13 protein-coding genes are annotated in these 15539 nt (G+C 57.4%); 7 read left to right on the forward strand and 6 right to left on the reverse strand.

What is annotated here, in order from left to right:
• Positions 1-60 precede the first annotated feature (60 nt).
• Positions 61-1170: a YcbX family protein gene (locus KHQ26_RS10630; protein ID WP_004179196.1), complete on the forward strand. Its 1110-nt coding sequence runs from the start codon at positions 61-63 to the stop codon at positions 1168-1170.
• Here KHQ26_RS10630 and zapC read toward each other — a convergent pair.
• Together zapC and pyrD are read right to left on the reverse strand one after the other, a co-directional pair.
• Complete coding sequence (gene zapC / locus KHQ26_RS10635) at positions 1167-1709, reverse strand: cell division protein ZapC (RefSeq protein WP_002898308.1); 543 nt, start codon at positions 1707-1709, stop codon at positions 1167-1169. The genes KHQ26_RS10630 and zapC overlap by 4 nt on opposite strands.
• Positions 1710-1878: 169 nt before the next feature.
• Entirely contained in the window at positions 1879-2889 is a 1011-nt protein-coding gene (gene pyrD / locus KHQ26_RS10640) for a quinone-dependent dihydroorotate dehydrogenase (RefSeq protein WP_002898303.1), read from the reverse strand.
• A 249-nt stretch (positions 2890-3138) separates the two neighbouring features.
• Between pyrD and ssuE the strand changes: the two genes are divergently transcribed.
• The 5 genes from ssuE to ssuB are packed head-to-tail and all read left to right on the forward strand — an operon-like array spanning position 3139 to position 7383.
• Positions 3139-3714 (forward strand): NADPH-dependent FMN reductase, encoded by a 576-nt coding sequence (gene ssuE / locus KHQ26_RS10645; RefSeq protein ID WP_002898296.1) that lies wholly within the window; start codon positions 3139-3141, stop codon positions 3712-3714.
• The gene (locus KHQ26_RS10650; RefSeq protein ID WP_004141753.1) at positions 3707-4669 is read left to right on the forward strand and encodes a sulfonate ABC transporter substrate-binding protein; all 963 of its coding nucleotides are present in this window, start codon (positions 3707-3709) and stop codon (positions 4667-4669) included. The genes ssuE and KHQ26_RS10650 overlap by 8 nt, the downstream gene beginning before the upstream one ends.
• Entirely contained in the window at positions 4666-5811 is a 1146-nt protein-coding gene (gene ssuD, locus KHQ26_RS10655; RefSeq protein ID WP_002898293.1) for an FMNH2-dependent alkanesulfonate monooxygenase, read from the forward strand. The genes KHQ26_RS10650 and ssuD overlap by 4 nt, the downstream gene beginning before the upstream one ends.
• Before the next feature lie 10 nt (positions 5812-5821).
• The gene (ssuC, locus tag KHQ26_RS10660; RefSeq protein WP_029497160.1) at positions 5822-6613 is read left to right on the forward strand and encodes an aliphatic sulfonate ABC transporter permease SsuC; all 792 of its coding nucleotides are present in this window, start codon (positions 5822-5824) and stop codon (positions 6611-6613) included.
• Positions 6610-7383 carry an aliphatic sulfonates ABC transporter ATP-binding protein gene (gene ssuB, locus KHQ26_RS10665; protein ID WP_004150838.1) on the forward strand — a complete coding sequence of 258 codons (774 nt, stop codon included), beginning with the start codon at positions 6610-6612 and terminating at the stop codon, positions 7381-7383. Before ssuC ends, ssuB begins: the two co-directional genes overlap by 4 nt.
• A 204-nt stretch (positions 7384-7587) precedes the next feature.
• Here the strand turns inward: ssuB and pepN are convergent, their stop codons facing one another.
• Entirely contained in the window at positions 7588-10203 is a 2616-nt protein-coding gene (pepN, locus tag KHQ26_RS10670; RefSeq protein ID WP_211777883.1) for an aminopeptidase N, read from the reverse strand.
• 326 nt (positions 10204-10529) lie between these two features.
• On the opposite strand from pepN, the gene pncB reads away from it, so the two are divergent.
• Complete coding sequence (pncB, locus tag KHQ26_RS10675) at positions 10530-11732, forward strand: nicotinate phosphoribosyltransferase (RefSeq protein WP_002898217.1); 1203 nt, start codon at positions 10530-10532, stop codon at positions 11730-11732.
• Positions 11733-11774: 42 nt separating this feature from the next.
• Here pncB and KHQ26_RS10680 read toward each other — a convergent pair whose 3' ends face one another.
• From KHQ26_RS10680 to KHQ26_RS10690, 3 genes are read right to left on the reverse strand one after another with little or no spacing between them, the layout of a single operon-like run.
• The gene (locus tag KHQ26_RS10680) at positions 11775-12929 is read right to left on the reverse strand and encodes a M20 aminoacylase family protein (protein ID WP_020804931.1); all 1155 of its coding nucleotides are present in this window, start codon (positions 12927-12929) and stop codon (positions 11775-11777) included.
• Positions 12930-12947: 18 nt separating this feature from the next.
• A complete protein-coding gene (locus KHQ26_RS10685) occupies positions 12948-14186 on the reverse strand; it encodes a Zn-dependent hydrolase (RefSeq protein WP_020804929.1) in 1239 nt (412 codons plus the stop codon).
• Between the two features lie 24 nt (positions 14187-14210).
• Entirely contained in the window at positions 14211-15500 is a 1290-nt protein-coding gene (locus KHQ26_RS10690) for an aromatic amino acid transport family protein (RefSeq protein WP_020804933.1), read from the reverse strand.
• Positions 15501-15539 lie beyond the last annotated feature (39 nt).

Genomic DNA, 15539 nt, shown 5'->3' on the forward strand with positions numbered 1-15539 from the left:
GCCAATATGTGCCCTATGTCATAAAGTTATAGGCTTATTTTTGGAACCCGGAGGCAGCGTATGGTAACGCTATCGCGACTTTTTATTCATCCTGTTAAATCCATGCGCGGCATGGGCCTGACCCACGCCTTTGCTGATATCAGCGGCCTGGCCTTCGATCGCCTGTTTATGGTCACCGAAACCGACGGGACCTTTATTACCGCTCGCCAGTTTCCGCAAATGGTGAAATTTATTCCGGCGCCGCTGCATGATGGCCTTCACCTGACCGCACCGGACGGCAGCAGCGCCGTGGTGCGTTTTAGCGATTTCGCCACGCAGGCCGAGCCGACCGAAGTCTGGGGCAACCATTTTACCGCCCTCATCGCGCCCGCCGCCGTTAACCAGTGGCTCAGCGGCTTTTTCAAGCGCGATGTCCAGCTGCGCTGGCTGGGGCCGCAGCTAACCCGCCGGGTAAAGCGCCATGATGCGGTGCCGCTCTCCTTCGCCGACGGCTACCCTTACCTGCTGGCTAACGAGGCCTCCCTGCGCGATCTGCAACAGCGCTGCCCGGCCAGCGTAAGCATAGAACAGTTTCGCCCTAACCTTGTGGTCACCGGCGCGGCGGCCTGGGATGAAGATAGCTGGAAAGTGATCCGCATCGGCGAGGTGGTGTTTGACGTCGCTAAGCCGTGCAGCCGCTGCATTTTTACCACCGTCAGCCCGGAGCGCGGTCAGAAGCATCCCGCCGGGGAGCCGCTGGAAACCTTAAAGCGTTTTCGTACCGCGCTGGACAATGGCGATGTCGATTTCGGCCAGAACCTGATTGCCCGCAACAGCGGGGTGATCCGGGTGGGAGATGAAGTGGAAATCCTTACCCGCGGCCCGGCGAAAGCCTACGGGGCAGGTGAAAGCGACGATACCCCGGCTCCCGAGGCGCAGCAGCAGGCTACGGTTGCCATCGAATGGCAGGGTCAACAGTTTACCGGCAATAACCAGCAGGTGCTGCTGGAGCAACTGGAACAACAGGGCATTCGCGTACCCTATTCGTGTCGGGCGGGGATCTGCGGCAGCTGCCGCATCCGGCTGGAAGAGGGAGAAGTGAGTCCGTTAAAGAAAAACGCGGTTGCCGGGGATGGCACTATTCTCGCCTGCAGCTGTGTACCGAAAACAGCGCTACGCCTGGCGCCTTAAACCGCCTGCCCCAGACTGTAGCTGACCGCGCTCTGCGCCGGCTGCAGTCTGTCATTCATGATTTTAATGACATCGCCCAGCTGCATGACGCGGCCGGCAAGGGTGAGACCCGGCTGAGCCAACAGACAGAGCGCGGCGTTATCGCCCGGCTCCACCACCAGTAAATTCACCTGCTCGCCGGTATCGCTCAGCCAAACGCAGGCGGCGTCGCCGCCGCTCGGCTGCCAGTGATGGGTATGGGCGATAAAGTGCCAGCTTTTCGGCATCTGCGGTTTGAGAAAACGGATGGCGGTGAGCGCGTTAAGGACTAATTCCGCCCGCTGCTCTTTCGATAGCTCGAGATCGCGACATTTTTCTTCAAAAGAGAAATAGAGCGCGGCGTCATCAACGCAAAATCCCGAAGGGGCAAAGGCATCCGGAGTCAGCATGCGCCGGGCGAAGCGCGAGCGAAATAACATGCCATTGGCCAGATCGAGCATCATGCGGTCGTGCTCTTCATCGTAATACCAACGCCAGTTATCGTCAGGTTTAATCCGCATTTTTCCCCCTGTCCCCTTTCATACGCCTCTGCAAAGTTGTTGCGACTTACCGCAGAATATTTTCTAAAATTAAGAAAAGTCTAAAATGTTTAAATAAGCAACAGTGAGGGAATATAAAACAACCAGGGCCGGAAATAAAGCCCTGGGTGGGATTCAGAGGAGGAAAAGATTAGATGTGGGTAACAATTTCTTTAATCAGCGGCGGACCTTTAAAAATAAATCCAGAATAGATCTGCACCAGCGATGCCCCAGCGGCAATCTTTTCCCGCGCGGCAATCACCGAATCAATGCCGCCCACGCCGATGATAGGCAAACGGCCATTCAGCTCAGCGGAGAGCATACGGATAATTTCAGTGCTTTTTAATTGTAATGGACGACCGCTAAGCCCGCCTGTCTCATCGCAATGTTTCATTCCCTGAACCAGGGAACGATCGAGGGTGGTATTGGTTGCAATCACGCCATCAATATTATGACGCACGAGGCTATCGGCAACCTGGATCAATTCCTCAGGTAAAAGATCCGGCGCGATCTTTACGGCGACCGGGACATATTTTTGATGCTTCTGCTGCAGCTCGAGCTGCTTATTTTTAATACCGGAGAGTAAATCATCCAGCGCTTCGCCGTATTGCAGCGTGCGCAGCCCTGGGGTATTCGGCGAGGAGATATTAATGGCGATATACCCGGCGTACGGATAGACTTTTTCCATACAAATCAGGTAATCATCTTTCCCGTGCTCAACCGGCGTATCTTTATTTTTGCCGATATTGATACCCAGCACGCCGTCAAAATGCGCCTTTTTCACGTTCTCAACCAGGTTATCGACGCCATGGTTATTAAAGCCCATGCGGTTGATCAATCCCTCGGCATCAACCAGACGGAAGATCCTTGGCTTATCGTTGCCCGGCTGCGGACGCGGCGTCACGGTGCCGATCTCAATCGAACCAAACCCCATCGCGCCCAGCGCGTCAATGCATTCCCCATTTTTATCCAGCCCGGCCGCCAGACCCAGCGGGTTTTTAAAGGTTAGCCCCATGCAGGTGACTGGCCTGGCCGGTACCTTCTGGCGAACCAGCATTTCCAGCGGCGTCCCGGTGACACGGCGTAATTGTTGAAAGGTAACTTCATGAGCGCGCTCAGGATCGAGCTGAAAAAGGGCTTTACGAACGAAGGGGTAGTACATGAACTCTCCTGGATTCCCGGTGTGCAAACCGGGGGCGTATTATGTGCGATCTGTTGCGGAAAGGGAATTGACCTGCGACAAAAAATCCCCCATCAGCGCAAACGATTACCTACCCCGCGCGCCATTATGCGCTTTTCGGCTATCTAACCGCGGATAAATCATTTAGGGAAATAATGGCCCTCTGTCACACTCACTATAAATGTTATCAATTATAGATAAATGCAAACATTTAGTTATAAGGAGAGAGAGATGCGCGTCATTACGCTTGCGGGCAGCCCGCGTTACCCTTCCCGTTCCAGCGCCTTGCTGGAATACGCCAGAGAGACGCTCACCGCCGCCGATATCGAAGTCTGCCACTGGCATCTGCAGAACTTTGCCCCGGAAGACCTCCTGTACGCTCGTTTTGACAACCCGGCGCTGCAGACGCTCAATGAACAGCTGGCCGGGGCTGATGGCCTGATCATCGCCACGCCGGTGTATAAAGCCTCGTTCTCCGGCGCGCTGAAAACGCTGCTCGACCTGCTGCCTGAGCGAGCGCTGGAGGGCAAAATTGTGCTGCCGCTGGCCACCGGCGGCACCATCGCTCACATGCTGGCAGTGGACTACGCGCTGAAGCCAGTGCTGAATGCCCTCAAGGCCCAGGAGATCCTCCATGGCGTCTTCGCTGATGACAGCCAGGTGACCGATTACCAGCATAAGCCGCAGTTTACCGCGAATCTGCAGCGGCGCCTTGATGACGCCCTGGAGACCTTCTGGCAGGCGCTGCATCGCCCCAGCAGCCGTGCGCCGTCGTTAACATCTCTGCGTGGGGTGGAGCATGCTTAATCCTCTCCGCGCCCTGACTCTGGGCGGACTGCTGCTATTCTCTACGCTGGGTCACGCCGCCCCGGCGGCGCCTGACGCTCTGCGCATCGGCTACCAGAAAGGCAGCGTCAGCATGGTGCTGGCGAAGAGCCATCAGCTGCTGGAGCAGCGCTATCCGCAAACCCATATCTCGTGGATTGAGTTCCCGGCCGGTCCGCAGATGCTGGAGGCGCTGAACGTCGGCAGCATTGATATCGGCAGTACCGGCGATATTCCGCCTATCTTTGCCCAGGCGGCAGGCGCCGATTTGGTCTATATCGGCGCGGAGCCGCCCAAGCCCAAGGCGGAGGTGATCCTGGTGGCGCAGGGCAGCCCGATTCATAACGTTGCTGAGTTAAAAGGGAAAAAGGTCGCTTTCCAGAAAGGCTCCAGCTCCCACAATCTGCTGCTGCGCGCCCTGCAGCTCGCAGGTCTGAAATTTAGCGATATTCAGCCGGTTTACCTTGCTCCCGCCGATGCGCGCGCCGCCTTCCAGCAGGGCAATGTCGACGCATGGGCCATCTGGGATCCGTACTACTCCGCCGCGCTGCTGCAGGGCGGCGCCCGGGTACTCACTGACGGAACCGATCTGAAACAGACGGGATCCTTCTATCTTGCTTCCCGGCCCTACGCTGAACGCAATGGCGCTTTCATTGAAGGCGTACTCGACACCTTTACTCAGGCCGATGCCCTGACCCACAGCCAACGCGCGCAAAGCATTACGCTGCTGGCGAAAACGATGGGCTTACCGGAGGCGGTGATCGCCAGCTATCTGGACCATCGTCCCCCCACCGCGGTTACCCCGGTGAGCGCCGAAACCGCCGCTCGCCAGCAGCAGACGGCAGACCTGTTCTACGAGAACAAGCTGGTGCCAAAAAAAGTTGATATCCGGGCCCGCATCTGGCAGCCCACCGCCACACAAGGAGCGAAATCATGAGTCTGAATATGTTCTGGTTTTTACCGACCCATGGTGATGGTCGTTATCTGGGTACCGAAGAGGGTGCCCGTCCGGTCGATTATGGCTATCTGCAGCAAATCGCGCAGACGGCGGATCGGCTGGGCTTCACCGGCGTGCTGATCCCGACCGGACGCTCTTGTGAGGATGCGTGGCTGGTCGCGGCCTCAATGATCCCGGTGACGCAGCGGCTGAAGTTCCTTGTCGCTCTCAGGCCAAGCGTGGTATCGCCGACGGTGGCCGCGCGTCAGGCGGCGACCCTGGACCGGCTGTCAAACGGCCGGGCGCTGTTCAATCTGGTCACCGGCAGCGATCCTGCCGAACTGGCAGGCGACGGCGTCTTCCTCGACCACACCGAGCGCTACGAGGCCTCGGCTGAATTTACCCACATCTGGCGCAAGCTGATGGAGGGAGAAACCGTCACCTTTAACGGCAAGCATCAGCGCGTTCGCGACGCCAAACTGCTGTTTCCGCCACTGCAGCAGCCGCGTCCACCGCTCTATTTCGGCGGCTCGTCTGAGGTGGCGCAGGAGCTGGCCGCTGAGCAGGTCGATCTTTATCTTACCTGGGGAGAACCGCCGGCCCAGGTGGCAGAGAAAATAGCTCAGGTGCGAGAGAAAGCCGCCCGGCATGGTCGCCAGGTGCGTTTTGGCATCCGTCTGCACGTGATCGTCAGGGAAACCAACGAGGAAGCGTGGCAGGCGGCGGACAGCCTTATCTCCCATCTTGACGACGAGACGATCGCCCGCGCCCAGGCGGCTTTCGCCAGAACCGACTCCGTCGGCCAGCAAAGGATGGCGGCCCTGCACAACGGGCGACGCGATAAGCTGGAAATCAGCCCCAACCTGTGGGCTGGCGTGGGTTTAGCGCGCGGCGGCGCCGGGACCGCGCTGGTGGGCGATGCCGCCACCGTAGCCGAACGGATCAATGAATACGCCGCGCTGGGTATCGATAGCTTTATCTTTTCCGGCTATCCGCATCTGGAAGAGGCGTACCGGGTCGGAGAGCTGCTGTTCCCCCTGCTTGACGTCGCGGTGCCGTCCATCCCGCAGCCGCAAAACCTGCGCCTGCAGGGGGAAGCGGTCGCCAACGAGTTTATTCCGCGTAAAGTAGCGCAAAGCTGAGGAGACCGTGATGGCAAAATCAACCCATCCCCTGTTGTTACGCCTCGCCCCCTGGCTGCTGCCGGTAGGGACGGTCATTGTCTGGCAGCTGGCCTCGTCCGTCGGCTGGCTGTCGACGCGGGTGCTGCCCTCGCCGGAGGGGGTATTGAAAGCGTTCTGGACCCTCTCGGCCAGCGGTGAGCTGTGGCAGCATCTGGCCATCAGCTCATGGCGGGCGCTGGTCGGCTTCGCCATCGGCGGCTCGATCGGGCTAATACTCGGCCTGATCAGCGGCCTGTCTCGCTGGGGCGAGCGTCTGCTGGATACCTCGATCCAGATGCTGCGCAATGTCCCGCATCTGGCGCTGATCCCGCTGGTGATCTTGTGGTTCGGCATCGATGAGACCGCCAAGATCTTCCTTGTCTCGCTGGGCACCCTGTTCCCGATCTATATCAACACCTGGCACGGGATCCGCAATATTGACCGTGGGCTGGTTGAGATGGCGCGCAGCTATGGCTTATCCGGCTTCGCCCTGTTCCGTCACGTGATATTACCCGGCGCCCTGCCCTCAGTTATGGTCGGCGTGCGTTTTGCCCTTGGTCTGATGTGGCTGACGCTTATTGTCGCCGAAACTATCTCGGCGAATGCCGGCATCGGTTATCTGGCGATGAATGCGCGTGAATTTCTGCAAACCGACGTGGTGGTAGTGGCGATCATTCTTTACGCCATCCTTGGCAAACTGGCCGACGTCTGCGCCCAGCTGCTGGAACGGCTCTGGCTGCGCTGGAATCCGGCGTATCATCTTCAGGAGGATAACGCATGAACACTGCCCGTCTCAACCCAGGTATCCCGCTGCTGCTGAACGGGGTGACGAAACGCTATGGCGACAACACCATTCTTAACGAGCTGGATCTGCATATTCCCAGCGGCCAGTTTGTGGCGGTGGTGGGCCGCAGCGGCGGCGGCAAAAGTACCCTGCTGCGCCTGCTGGCAGGTCTGGAAAAACCAAACGCCGGCGAACTGCTGGCTGGCGCGACGCCCCTGGCGGCGATCCAGGACGACACCCGGATGATGTTTCAGGATGCGCGCCTGCTGCCGTGGAAAACAGTGATTGATAACGTGGGGCTGGGGCTAAAAGGCGCCTGGCGCGACGCCGCCCTGCAGGCGTTGGCCAGCGTCGGACTTGAAAGCCGCGCACAGGAGTGGCCGGCCGCGCTGTCGGGTGGGCAGAAGCAGCGCGTTGCGCTGGCCCGCGCGCTGATCCATCGCCCGCGCCTGCTGCTGCTGGACGAACCGCTGGGGGCGCTGGATGCCCTCACCCGTCTGGAGATGCAGGAGCTGATCGTCTCCCTGTGGCAGGAGCATGGCTTTACGGTCCTGCTGGTCACGCACGACGTCAGTGAAGCGGTGGCCATGGCCGATCGGGTACTGTTAATTGAAGAGAAGAAGATTGGCCTCGATTTAAGCGTGGATATCCCACGACCGCGGCGCACCGGTTCGGCGAAGCTGGCCGAGCTGGAGGCTGAAGTACTGGATCGGGTGATGAAACGCGGCGACAGCGAGCGTGCGCCGCGTTTGTTTAGTCATGGCTGACCGGAGTAACTGTCCGCTGTCTGAACGGGGGCATATCGTCATCCGACATGTCCCCGGCTCGCGCGTTGCACAGCCGGGCTACCAACGCCAAATCAGCCGTGTATTCCAGGTCGGGTAAGCATCGCGCCGCCCGACAACATCACCACGCTAACGGGTAACCCGGACAGGGCGCAAGGCGCGCCGCAATCCGGGGTTATGGCACCGTTACGCCAGCGCCTTACTGATTTTCTCGAACAGGTCGCCAGAGAGATTCTCCAGCCCCTTCAGCTGCTCCAGCGCGGCGCGCATCAGCGCCTGTCGCTTCTCATCATAACGCTTCAGACGAATCAACGGCTCAATCAGGCGCGACGCCACCTGCGGGTTACGCTGGTTAAGCTCGGTCAGCATCTCCACCAGGAACTGATAGCCGCTGCCATCTTCAGCATGGAACGCCGCCGGGTTGCTGCTGGCGAAAGCGCCGATTAACGAGCGCACACGGTTCGGGTTGCTCATGCTGAACGAACGGTGGTTCAGCAGACCGCGCACGGTTTCCACCACGTTGGCTGCCGGGCTGGTGGACTGCAGGATAAACCACTTATCCATCACCAGACCGTCCTGATGCCATTTGTCATCGTACTCCTGCATCAGCGCATCGCGGCACGGCAACTCAGCGGCAACCGCCGCCGACAGGGCGGCCAGCGCGTCGGTCATGTTATCTGCCTGGTGATACTGCGTCGCCACCAGCTTATCGCCCAGCGTCGGTTCCGCAAACGCCAGATAGCGCAGGCAGGTATTGCGCAGAGCACGTTTACCAATATCGGCGTGCTCCACCCGATAGCTGTCGAGCTTATTGGCGTTATAAACCGCGAGGAATTCGTCCGCCAGTTCGTTCGCCAGGGTGCGGGTGAGCGCTTCGCGCACGGCGGCGATGGCGATCGGATCGATAATCGCGAACATCTCGGCGATTTCGTTGGCTGACGGCAGGGTTAAGATCTCAGCGGCCAGCGCCGGATCAATCTTCTCATCCAGCAGGATGGCGCGGAAGGCATCCGCTACGTGCACCGGCAGCGACAGCGGCTGCCCCTGCTGATGGCGGTTGACGTTCAGCTTGATGTAAGTCGCCAGCAGGCTCTGCGCCGCATCCCAGCGCGAGAAATCATTCCGCGCGTGACGCATCAGGAAGGTCAGCTGCTGATCGCTCCACTTGTATTCCAGTTTCACAGGCGCTGAAAATTCGCACAGCAGCGCCTTCACCGGCTGGAAATAAACGTTATCGAAGACAAACGTCTGCTCGGCTTGGGTCACATTAAGCACCGGGTGTACCGGGTGACCGCCCTTCTGCAGGGGGATCACCTTGCCCTCGTTATCGTACAGCTCAATGGCAAACGGGATATGCAGCGGCTGCTTCTCGGCCTGCTCGGCGGTCGGCGGCGTACGCTGGCTGATGGTCAACGTATACTGCTCGGTCTCCGGATTATAGTCGTCATGCACGGTGACGATTGGCGTACCGGACTGGCTGTACCAGAGGCGGAAGTGCGACAGGTCGACGTTAGAGGCATCTTCCATCGCCTGCACGAAATCGTCGCAGGTGGCGGCGCTGCCGTCATGGCGTTCAAAGTACAGCTGCATCCCTTTCTGGAAGTTTTCTTCACCCAGCAGGGTGTGCAACATGCGGATCACTTCGGCACCCTTTTCATAGACCGTCAGGGTGTAGAAGTTGTTCATCTCGATAACCATATCCGGACGGATCGGGTGCGCCATCGGGCTGGCGTCTTCGGCAAACTGCAGCCCGCGCATGGTGCGCACGTTGTTGATGCGGTTCACCGCCCGTGAGCCGAGGTCGGAACTGAACTCCTGATCGCGGAACACGGTCAGCCCCTCTTTCAGGCTGAGCTGGAACCAGTCACGACAGGTGACGCGGTTGCCGGTCCAGTTATGGAAATATTCATGACCAATCACGCGCTCAATATCGAGGTAGTCTTTATCGGTGGCGGTATCGGTACGGGCCAGAACATATTTGGAGTTAAAGACGTTGAGTCCTTTGTTCTCCATGGCACCCATATTAAAGAAGTCGACGGCGACAATCATATAGATATCGAGGTCGTACTCGAGGCCAAAGCGCTCCTCATCCCACTTCATAGAGTTTTTCAGCGAGGTCATCGCCCAGGGCGCGCGATCGAGGTTGCCGCGATCGACGTACAGCTCCAGCGCCACTTCGCGGCCAGAGCGGGTGCGGAATGAATCGCGCAGGACGTCAAAATCACCGGCCACCAGCGCAAACAGGTAGCACGGCTTCGGGAACGGATCCTGCCACTGTACCCAGTGACGACCGTTCTCCAGCTCCCCTTCCGCCATACGGTTGCCGTTGGAAAGCAGGAACGGGTATTTCGCTTTATCGGCGATAATTTTGGTGGTAAAGCGCGCCAGCACATCCGGACGGTCCAGATACCAGGTGATATGGCGGAAACCTTCCGCTTCGCACTGGGTGCACAGCGCTTCGCCTGACTGATACAGGCCTTCCAGCGCGGTGTTCGCCGCCGGGCTGATCTCATTGACGATGGTCAGGGTGAAATGCTCCGGCAGGCCGCCGATCACCAGCTGATTGTTTTCTTCTTTATAGTCACTCCACGGCTGGCCGTTCACCTGCAGAGCGATCAGGGTCAGATCTTCGCCGTCCAGGCGCAATGGCACATCAGACGCAGCCGCGTGGCGGGAGACCTTGCTCTCGGCCGTAACAACGGTTTTTGCGGCATCCAGGTCAAAGGTCAAATCGATATCGCTAATCAGATACTCCGGCGCACGATAGTCGTGGCGGTATTTGGCTTGGGGCTGTTGTGTCATAAAAAACCTTTAGCATCTTCGGTAAAGTGTCGTCCCAGTCTATTCCTGTTGTGTCAATCGCGCTATGCAGAATCTTCATCTTTTCAACGTGAAACACGGAAATCGCTACATTTTGTTAACACTCGCGGCACGAAATGCCCTCGACCCGACGCAAAGCTTGTGGTGTGATCCATGTTCAATATATTAAACTAGGCCTCGCAAATGACCGTCAGCGTCACCATTGCTCGCCATCGCGGGACAGAGTCGGGTAATAAAGGTATACTCCGCCTCCATTTTCCGCGTTGGTTTCGATGGAACGCTCCAGTGAGAGGATGCTACTGCGCACCATGACACAATTCACTTCTCCTGTACTGCACTCGCTGCTTGATACGGATGCCTATAAGCTGCACATGCAGCAGGCTGTCTTCCACCGCTACGGCGATGTGCATGTGGCGGCGGAGTTTCGCTGCCGCGGAGACGACCTGCTCGGCATCTATGCCGACGCGATCCGCGAGCAGGTGGAGTCCATGCGCGACCTGAGGCTGCGGGATGATGAATATCGCTGGCTGTCCACCCTTCCCTTTTTTCGCCAGGATTACCTCAACTGGCTGCGCGATTTTCGCTATGACCCGAGCCAGGTCACGGTCAGCAATGACAATGGCAAGCTGAACATTCGCCTTACCGGCCCATGGCGGGAAGCCATCATGTGGGAAGTCCCGCTGCTGGCGGTGATAAGCGAGTTGGTCCATCGCTATCGTTCACCAGAGATGGGCGTCGATCAGGCGCTCAACACGCTGGAACATAAGCTAGGCGACTTCGCCACCATGACCGCTGACCTCGACATGAGCGCCTTCCGTCTGATGGACTTCGGCACCCGCCGTCGTTTCTCACGCGAGGTGCAGGAAGGTATTGTGCGGCGTCTGCAGCAGGAACCATGGTTTGTCGGCACCAGCAATTACGATCTGGCGCGCCGTCTGAATTTAACCCCGATGGGTACCCAGGCCCATGAGTGGTTCCAGGCCCACCAGCAGATCAGCCCCAGCCTTGCCAGCAGCCAGCGGGCGGCCCTTGCCGCCTGGCTGGAAGAGTATCCCGACCAGCTGGGCATCGCGCTGACCGACTGCATCACTATGGATGCGTTCCTGCGCGATTTCGGTCCGGAATTCGCCACCCGCTATCAGGGGTTGCGCCACGATTCCGGCGACCCGGTGGAATGGGGAGAAAAAGCTATCGCCCATTATCAGAAGCTGGGTATCGATCCGCTGAGCAAAGTGCTGGTCTTCTCCGATAATCTCGACCTGGCGAAAGCCGTCGATCTGTATCGCCACTTCGCCTCGCGGGTGAAGCTCAGCTTTGGGATCGGCACCCGTTTAACCTGCGATCTGCCGCAGGTTAAACCGCTCAATATCGTGATTAAGCTGGTGGAATGTAACGGCAAGCCGGTGGCGAAACTCTCCGACAGCCCGGGGAAAACTATCTGCCACGATAAGGCCTTCGTCCGCGCCCTGCGCGAAGCGTTCGACCTGCCGCCGATTAAAAAGGCAAGCTAAAAAACTTGGCCCGACGGCATTCTGCTATCGGGCCAATCAATATCACTCCTGCGGCAGACGGGTTCTGACGACCTCGGCAAAATACTCCGCGCCAGTTAGCAATATCTCATCATTAAAGTCGTAGCAGGCATTATGCAACGGTGTATTGGAACTATCGCCGTTGCCTAAAAAGATGAAACAGCCGGGGATTTTTTGCAGAAAAGCGCCAAAATCCTCCGAAATCATCATCTGTGCGACGTTGCCGTCCACCTTCTCAGCCCCTACCACGTTAATCGCAGCGGTGACCGCTACATCAACGCATTGCTGCCAGTTCACCGTTGGCGCAAATTCATGGGTATAGCTGAACTGGCACGTCGCACCGTGCATCGCGCAAATCGCTTCGCTAATGGTACGCATTCGTTCTTCGAGCAGCATCTGTACCTCCGGTGCAAAGCTGCGCGTATCCCCTTTGATTTCGACGTGCGTCGGAATCGCATTGCGGATGCCATCGGTGTGCAGTTCAGTACAGGAAATGACCGCTGGCACGTTCGGATCAACATTTCGCGAAACAATTGTCTGCAAAGCCAGGATGATTTCCGCCGCAATGACCAGCGGATCTTTCGCCATATGCGGCCGCGCCGCATGCGCTCCCTGCCCTTTAATACGAATAATAAAGTTATCTTCACTGGCCATAATGCCACCGACTCGCGTGGCGATAGTCCCGGCTTTCATACCCGGCATATTATGCAGACCGTAGATTTCCTCTATGCCAAAGCGTTCAATAACGCCATCGTCCATCATCGCTCTGGCGCCATAGCCAGGTTCCTCAGCAGGCTGAAAAACAAAGCAGACCGTGCCGTTAAAATTCTGCCGCTGCAATAGCAACTGCGCCGCGCCCAGCGCAATGCAGGTATGACCATCATGTCCGCAGCCGTGCATCCGCTCGGCGGTCATGGAGCGGTAAGACCAGTCTCCCTGTTCGGTCAATTGAATGGCATCGATATCGGCACGAATAGCGATAACGCCCTTCCCGTCGCCGCATTTCAATCTCCCCACCACCCCGGTTTTGCCAATATCGCGGTGCACCTCAATGCCCATAGCTTCGAGCTTTTCGGCAATAAACCGTGAAGTATTCTGCTCCTCGAAGGCGCTTTCCGGATGGGCATGCAAATAGTGACGCCAGGCGATAAGCTGCTGCTTTAGCTGTTGCTGATTCATTCTCTGCTCCTGTAAACATTAGTCCATACGCTGGGCGCGCTGTAAAACCACCTGCAGCAGCACATTGGCGCCAGCAATCAGATCTTTGGCTGCGCTATGTTCTTTGACGTTATGGCTAATGCCATCGACGCAGGGGACAAAAATCATCCCGGCGGGACATACCGACGCCATAAATTGTGCATCGTGTCCGGCGCCGCTTGGCAAACGTCGGTAACTGAGCGCCTGACGCTCCGCCTCGGCTTCCACCGCATTGACGATCTCATCGGCAAAAATGACGGGATTAAAGCGCACCAGTGAGCGGCTGGTTATCTCCACGCCCTCTTCCTGCGACGTTTTCGCGACAAATTCGGCTAATTGCTGCTCCGCCAGACATAAGATCGCATTATCGGTATTGCGGAGATCCACTGACATGACGACATGGTTGGGAATGACGTTGATCAGATTAGGCTTCACGCTGAAATGTCCAACGGTAGCTACCTGATTACCACCAAGGCTTAGCGCCAGCTCACGGGCAAAAACAGCGATTTTCGCAGCCGCCAGCCCGGCATCACGTCTCATGGACATTGGGGTAGTACCCGCATGATTCGATACGCCTCTCAGGGTAAATGCCTGCCACGAAATACCCTGTACGCCGGTAACCACGCCAATATCAATCTGCTCTTTATCAAGAATTGGTCCCTGTTCGATATGCAGCTCAACGTAGCTATCTACCGCCATATCTCCCGGCTGACGTTCGCCTTTATAACCAATGTTACGCAGCGCTTCATCGAGCGTGATACCGTCGAGATCTTTTGCCGCGAGCGCCTGCGCCAACGGATACTCGCCGGCAAACACCACGCTGCCCATCATATCGGGCTGAAATCGCACCCCCTCCTCGTTAGTAAAGAAGGTTACCGCCAACGGTCGTCGGGTGCGGATCCCGGCATCCTGGAGGGTGGCAATCACCTCAAGGCCGGCCATAACGCCGTAGTTGCCATCGTATAACCCACCGGTGGCGACGGTATCGATATGTGACCCCATCATCACCATCGGCAACGTCTCCTCGCCGTGATAAACGCCGGTGACATTGCCGATAGCATCAATTGACACGCTCAGGCCCAGCGCCTTCATGCGGGCTACAACAAAGTCCCTGCCGGCTTTATCTTCGGCAGTCGCTGCCAGGCGGCATACGCCGCCGCCTGGCAGCGCACCATGTTCGCCAAGTGCATACAGGGAATCGATAAGCCGTTGGCCGTTAATCTGCAGATAATGACTCATATAACATCTCGCTAATAATGGTGGTTATTGGAACATGCCGTAAAAAATGGCAGATACGGTGATAAGACCGATCAGGGTGACGAAAACGTTGCTCGCTTTACCGCGCCAGGGGGCAAGCACCGGTAATTTATGAATGGCGTACATAGGCAACAGCAGCAGAATTGCCGCCCCGGTGGGACCGCTGATGCATTCGATAATACCGAGGATACTGGGGTTCTTGTACGCGGCGAACCAGCAGGTAAGCACCATAAACACCAGGATGACCGCGTCGACGAGGCGAATACCAGGTTTTTTCCCGCGTGCGGCGGCGGCCTCCAGAATCAGGTCGCGCAGCGATTCATAGGCGCCGATGTAGTGGCCAAGAAATGATTTAGTAATAGCGACAAAGGCGATAATCGGCGATAGCCAGGCAATAATCGGTGTATCGTACTGATTGGCAAGATAGGACAAAATCGACAGATTCTGGGCTTTGGCTTCCGCCAGTTGCTGCGGCGACAGGCTTAACACGCAGCTGAGAACAAAAAACAGCACCACCACCGTCATGAGCAGGATACCGTAGCGCTGGATCTGCGCACATTTACCCTCAGCGAGCGCCAGACCGTAACGCTGCTTCTGGCGCACCACCATCGGCGAAATGATGGGATAGTGGTTAAACGACATCACCAGTACCGGGAAGGTCATCCACAGGGATAACATGATCCCCTGCTCATCGCCCGTGGCGCTGAAGCTTACGGTTTGCAAAATTGCGCCGTTCCAGTGCGGAATCAGAAAAAGTGCCATAAAAATAAGCGAGATGATGAAGGGATAAACCAGGGTGCTCATCACCCGCATTATCAAACGCTGTCCGAAACGGACGATAAACATCAGCCCGAGGATCAGAACGATGGCCACCAGCGACCGGGGAGGCTCGGCCATTGCCAACTGGTGGGTGATAAAGCTCTGCGCGGTGTTGGTGATAGCTACCGCATACATAATCAGAATGGTATAGACGGCGAAGAAATAGATGACGGTAAATACTTTTCCCGCCAGCGCGCCAAAATGCTCGCCAATAACATCGGTAATACTGCTTTCCGGCGTATTGGAAGAGTAAATGAATCTCGCCAGACCGCGGTGAGCCAGATAAGTAATAGGAAAAGCGAGGACAAAAACAATCAGCAGCGGCCAGAAGCCGCCAATTCCGGCATTAATCGGCAGAAACAGCACCCCGGCGCCAATGGCGGTACCGAACAGGCCAAGGACCCAAACGGTATCTTCGCTATGCCACTTTGCGGGATCGGAATATCCTTTATTGATAATTATATTTTCAGTATTCATCGGTCAGATTCTCTCTATGCATGACGCGAAAGCGCGTAT

The sequence above is a fragment of the Klebsiella sp. 10 genome, assembly GCF_018223925.1.
In the GTDB taxonomy this organism is placed as follows: domain Bacteria; phylum Pseudomonadota; class Gammaproteobacteria; order Enterobacterales; family Enterobacteriaceae; genus Klebsiella; species Klebsiella pneumoniae.

Bases quoted from the DNA above. Each gene is read 5' to 3' on its own strand.
- ssuE (WP_002898296.1), top strand. From the start codon at position 3,139: ATGCGCGTCATTACGCTTGCGGGCAGCCCGCGTTACCCTTCCCGTTCC.
- KHQ26_RS10650 (WP_004141753.1), top strand. From the start codon at position 3,707: ATGCTTAATCCTCTCCGCGCCCTGACTCTGGGCGGACTGCTGCTATTC.
- pncB (WP_002898217.1), top strand. From the start codon at position 10,530: ATGACACAATTCACTTCTCCTGTACTGCACTCGCTGCTTGATACGGAT.
- pepN (WP_211777883.1), bottom strand. From the start codon at position 10,203: ATGACACAACAGCCCCAAGCCAAATACCGCCACGACTATCGTGCGCCG.
- ssuD (WP_002898293.1), top strand. From the start codon at position 4,666: ATGAGTCTGAATATGTTCTGGTTTTTACCGACCCATGGTGATGGTCGT.
- ssuB (WP_004150838.1), top strand. From the start codon at position 6,610: ATGAACACTGCCCGTCTCAACCCAGGTATCCCGCTGCTGCTGAACGGG.
- KHQ26_RS10685 (WP_020804929.1), bottom strand. From the start codon at position 14,186: ATGAGTCATTATCTGCAGATTAACGGCCAACGGCTTATCGATTCCCTG.
- KHQ26_RS10630 (WP_004179196.1), top strand. From the start codon at position 61: ATGGTAACGCTATCGCGACTTTTTATTCATCCTGTTAAATCCATGCGC.
- ssuC (WP_029497160.1), top strand. From the start codon at position 5,822: ATGGCAAAATCAACCCATCCCCTGTTGTTACGCCTCGCCCCCTGGCTG.
- pyrD (WP_002898303.1), bottom strand. From the start codon at position 2,889: ATGTACTACCCCTTCGTTCGTAAAGCCCTTTTTCAGCTCGATCCTGAG.
- KHQ26_RS10680 (WP_020804931.1), bottom strand. From the start codon at position 12,929: ATGAATCAGCAACAGCTAAAGCAGCAGCTTATCGCCTGGCGTCACTAT.
- KHQ26_RS10690 (WP_020804933.1), bottom strand. From the start codon at position 15,500: ATGAATACTGAAAATATAATTATCAATAAAGGATATTCCGATCCCGCA.
- zapC (WP_002898308.1), bottom strand. From the start codon at position 1,709: ATGCGGATTAAACCTGACGATAACTGGCGTTGGTATTACGATGAAGAG.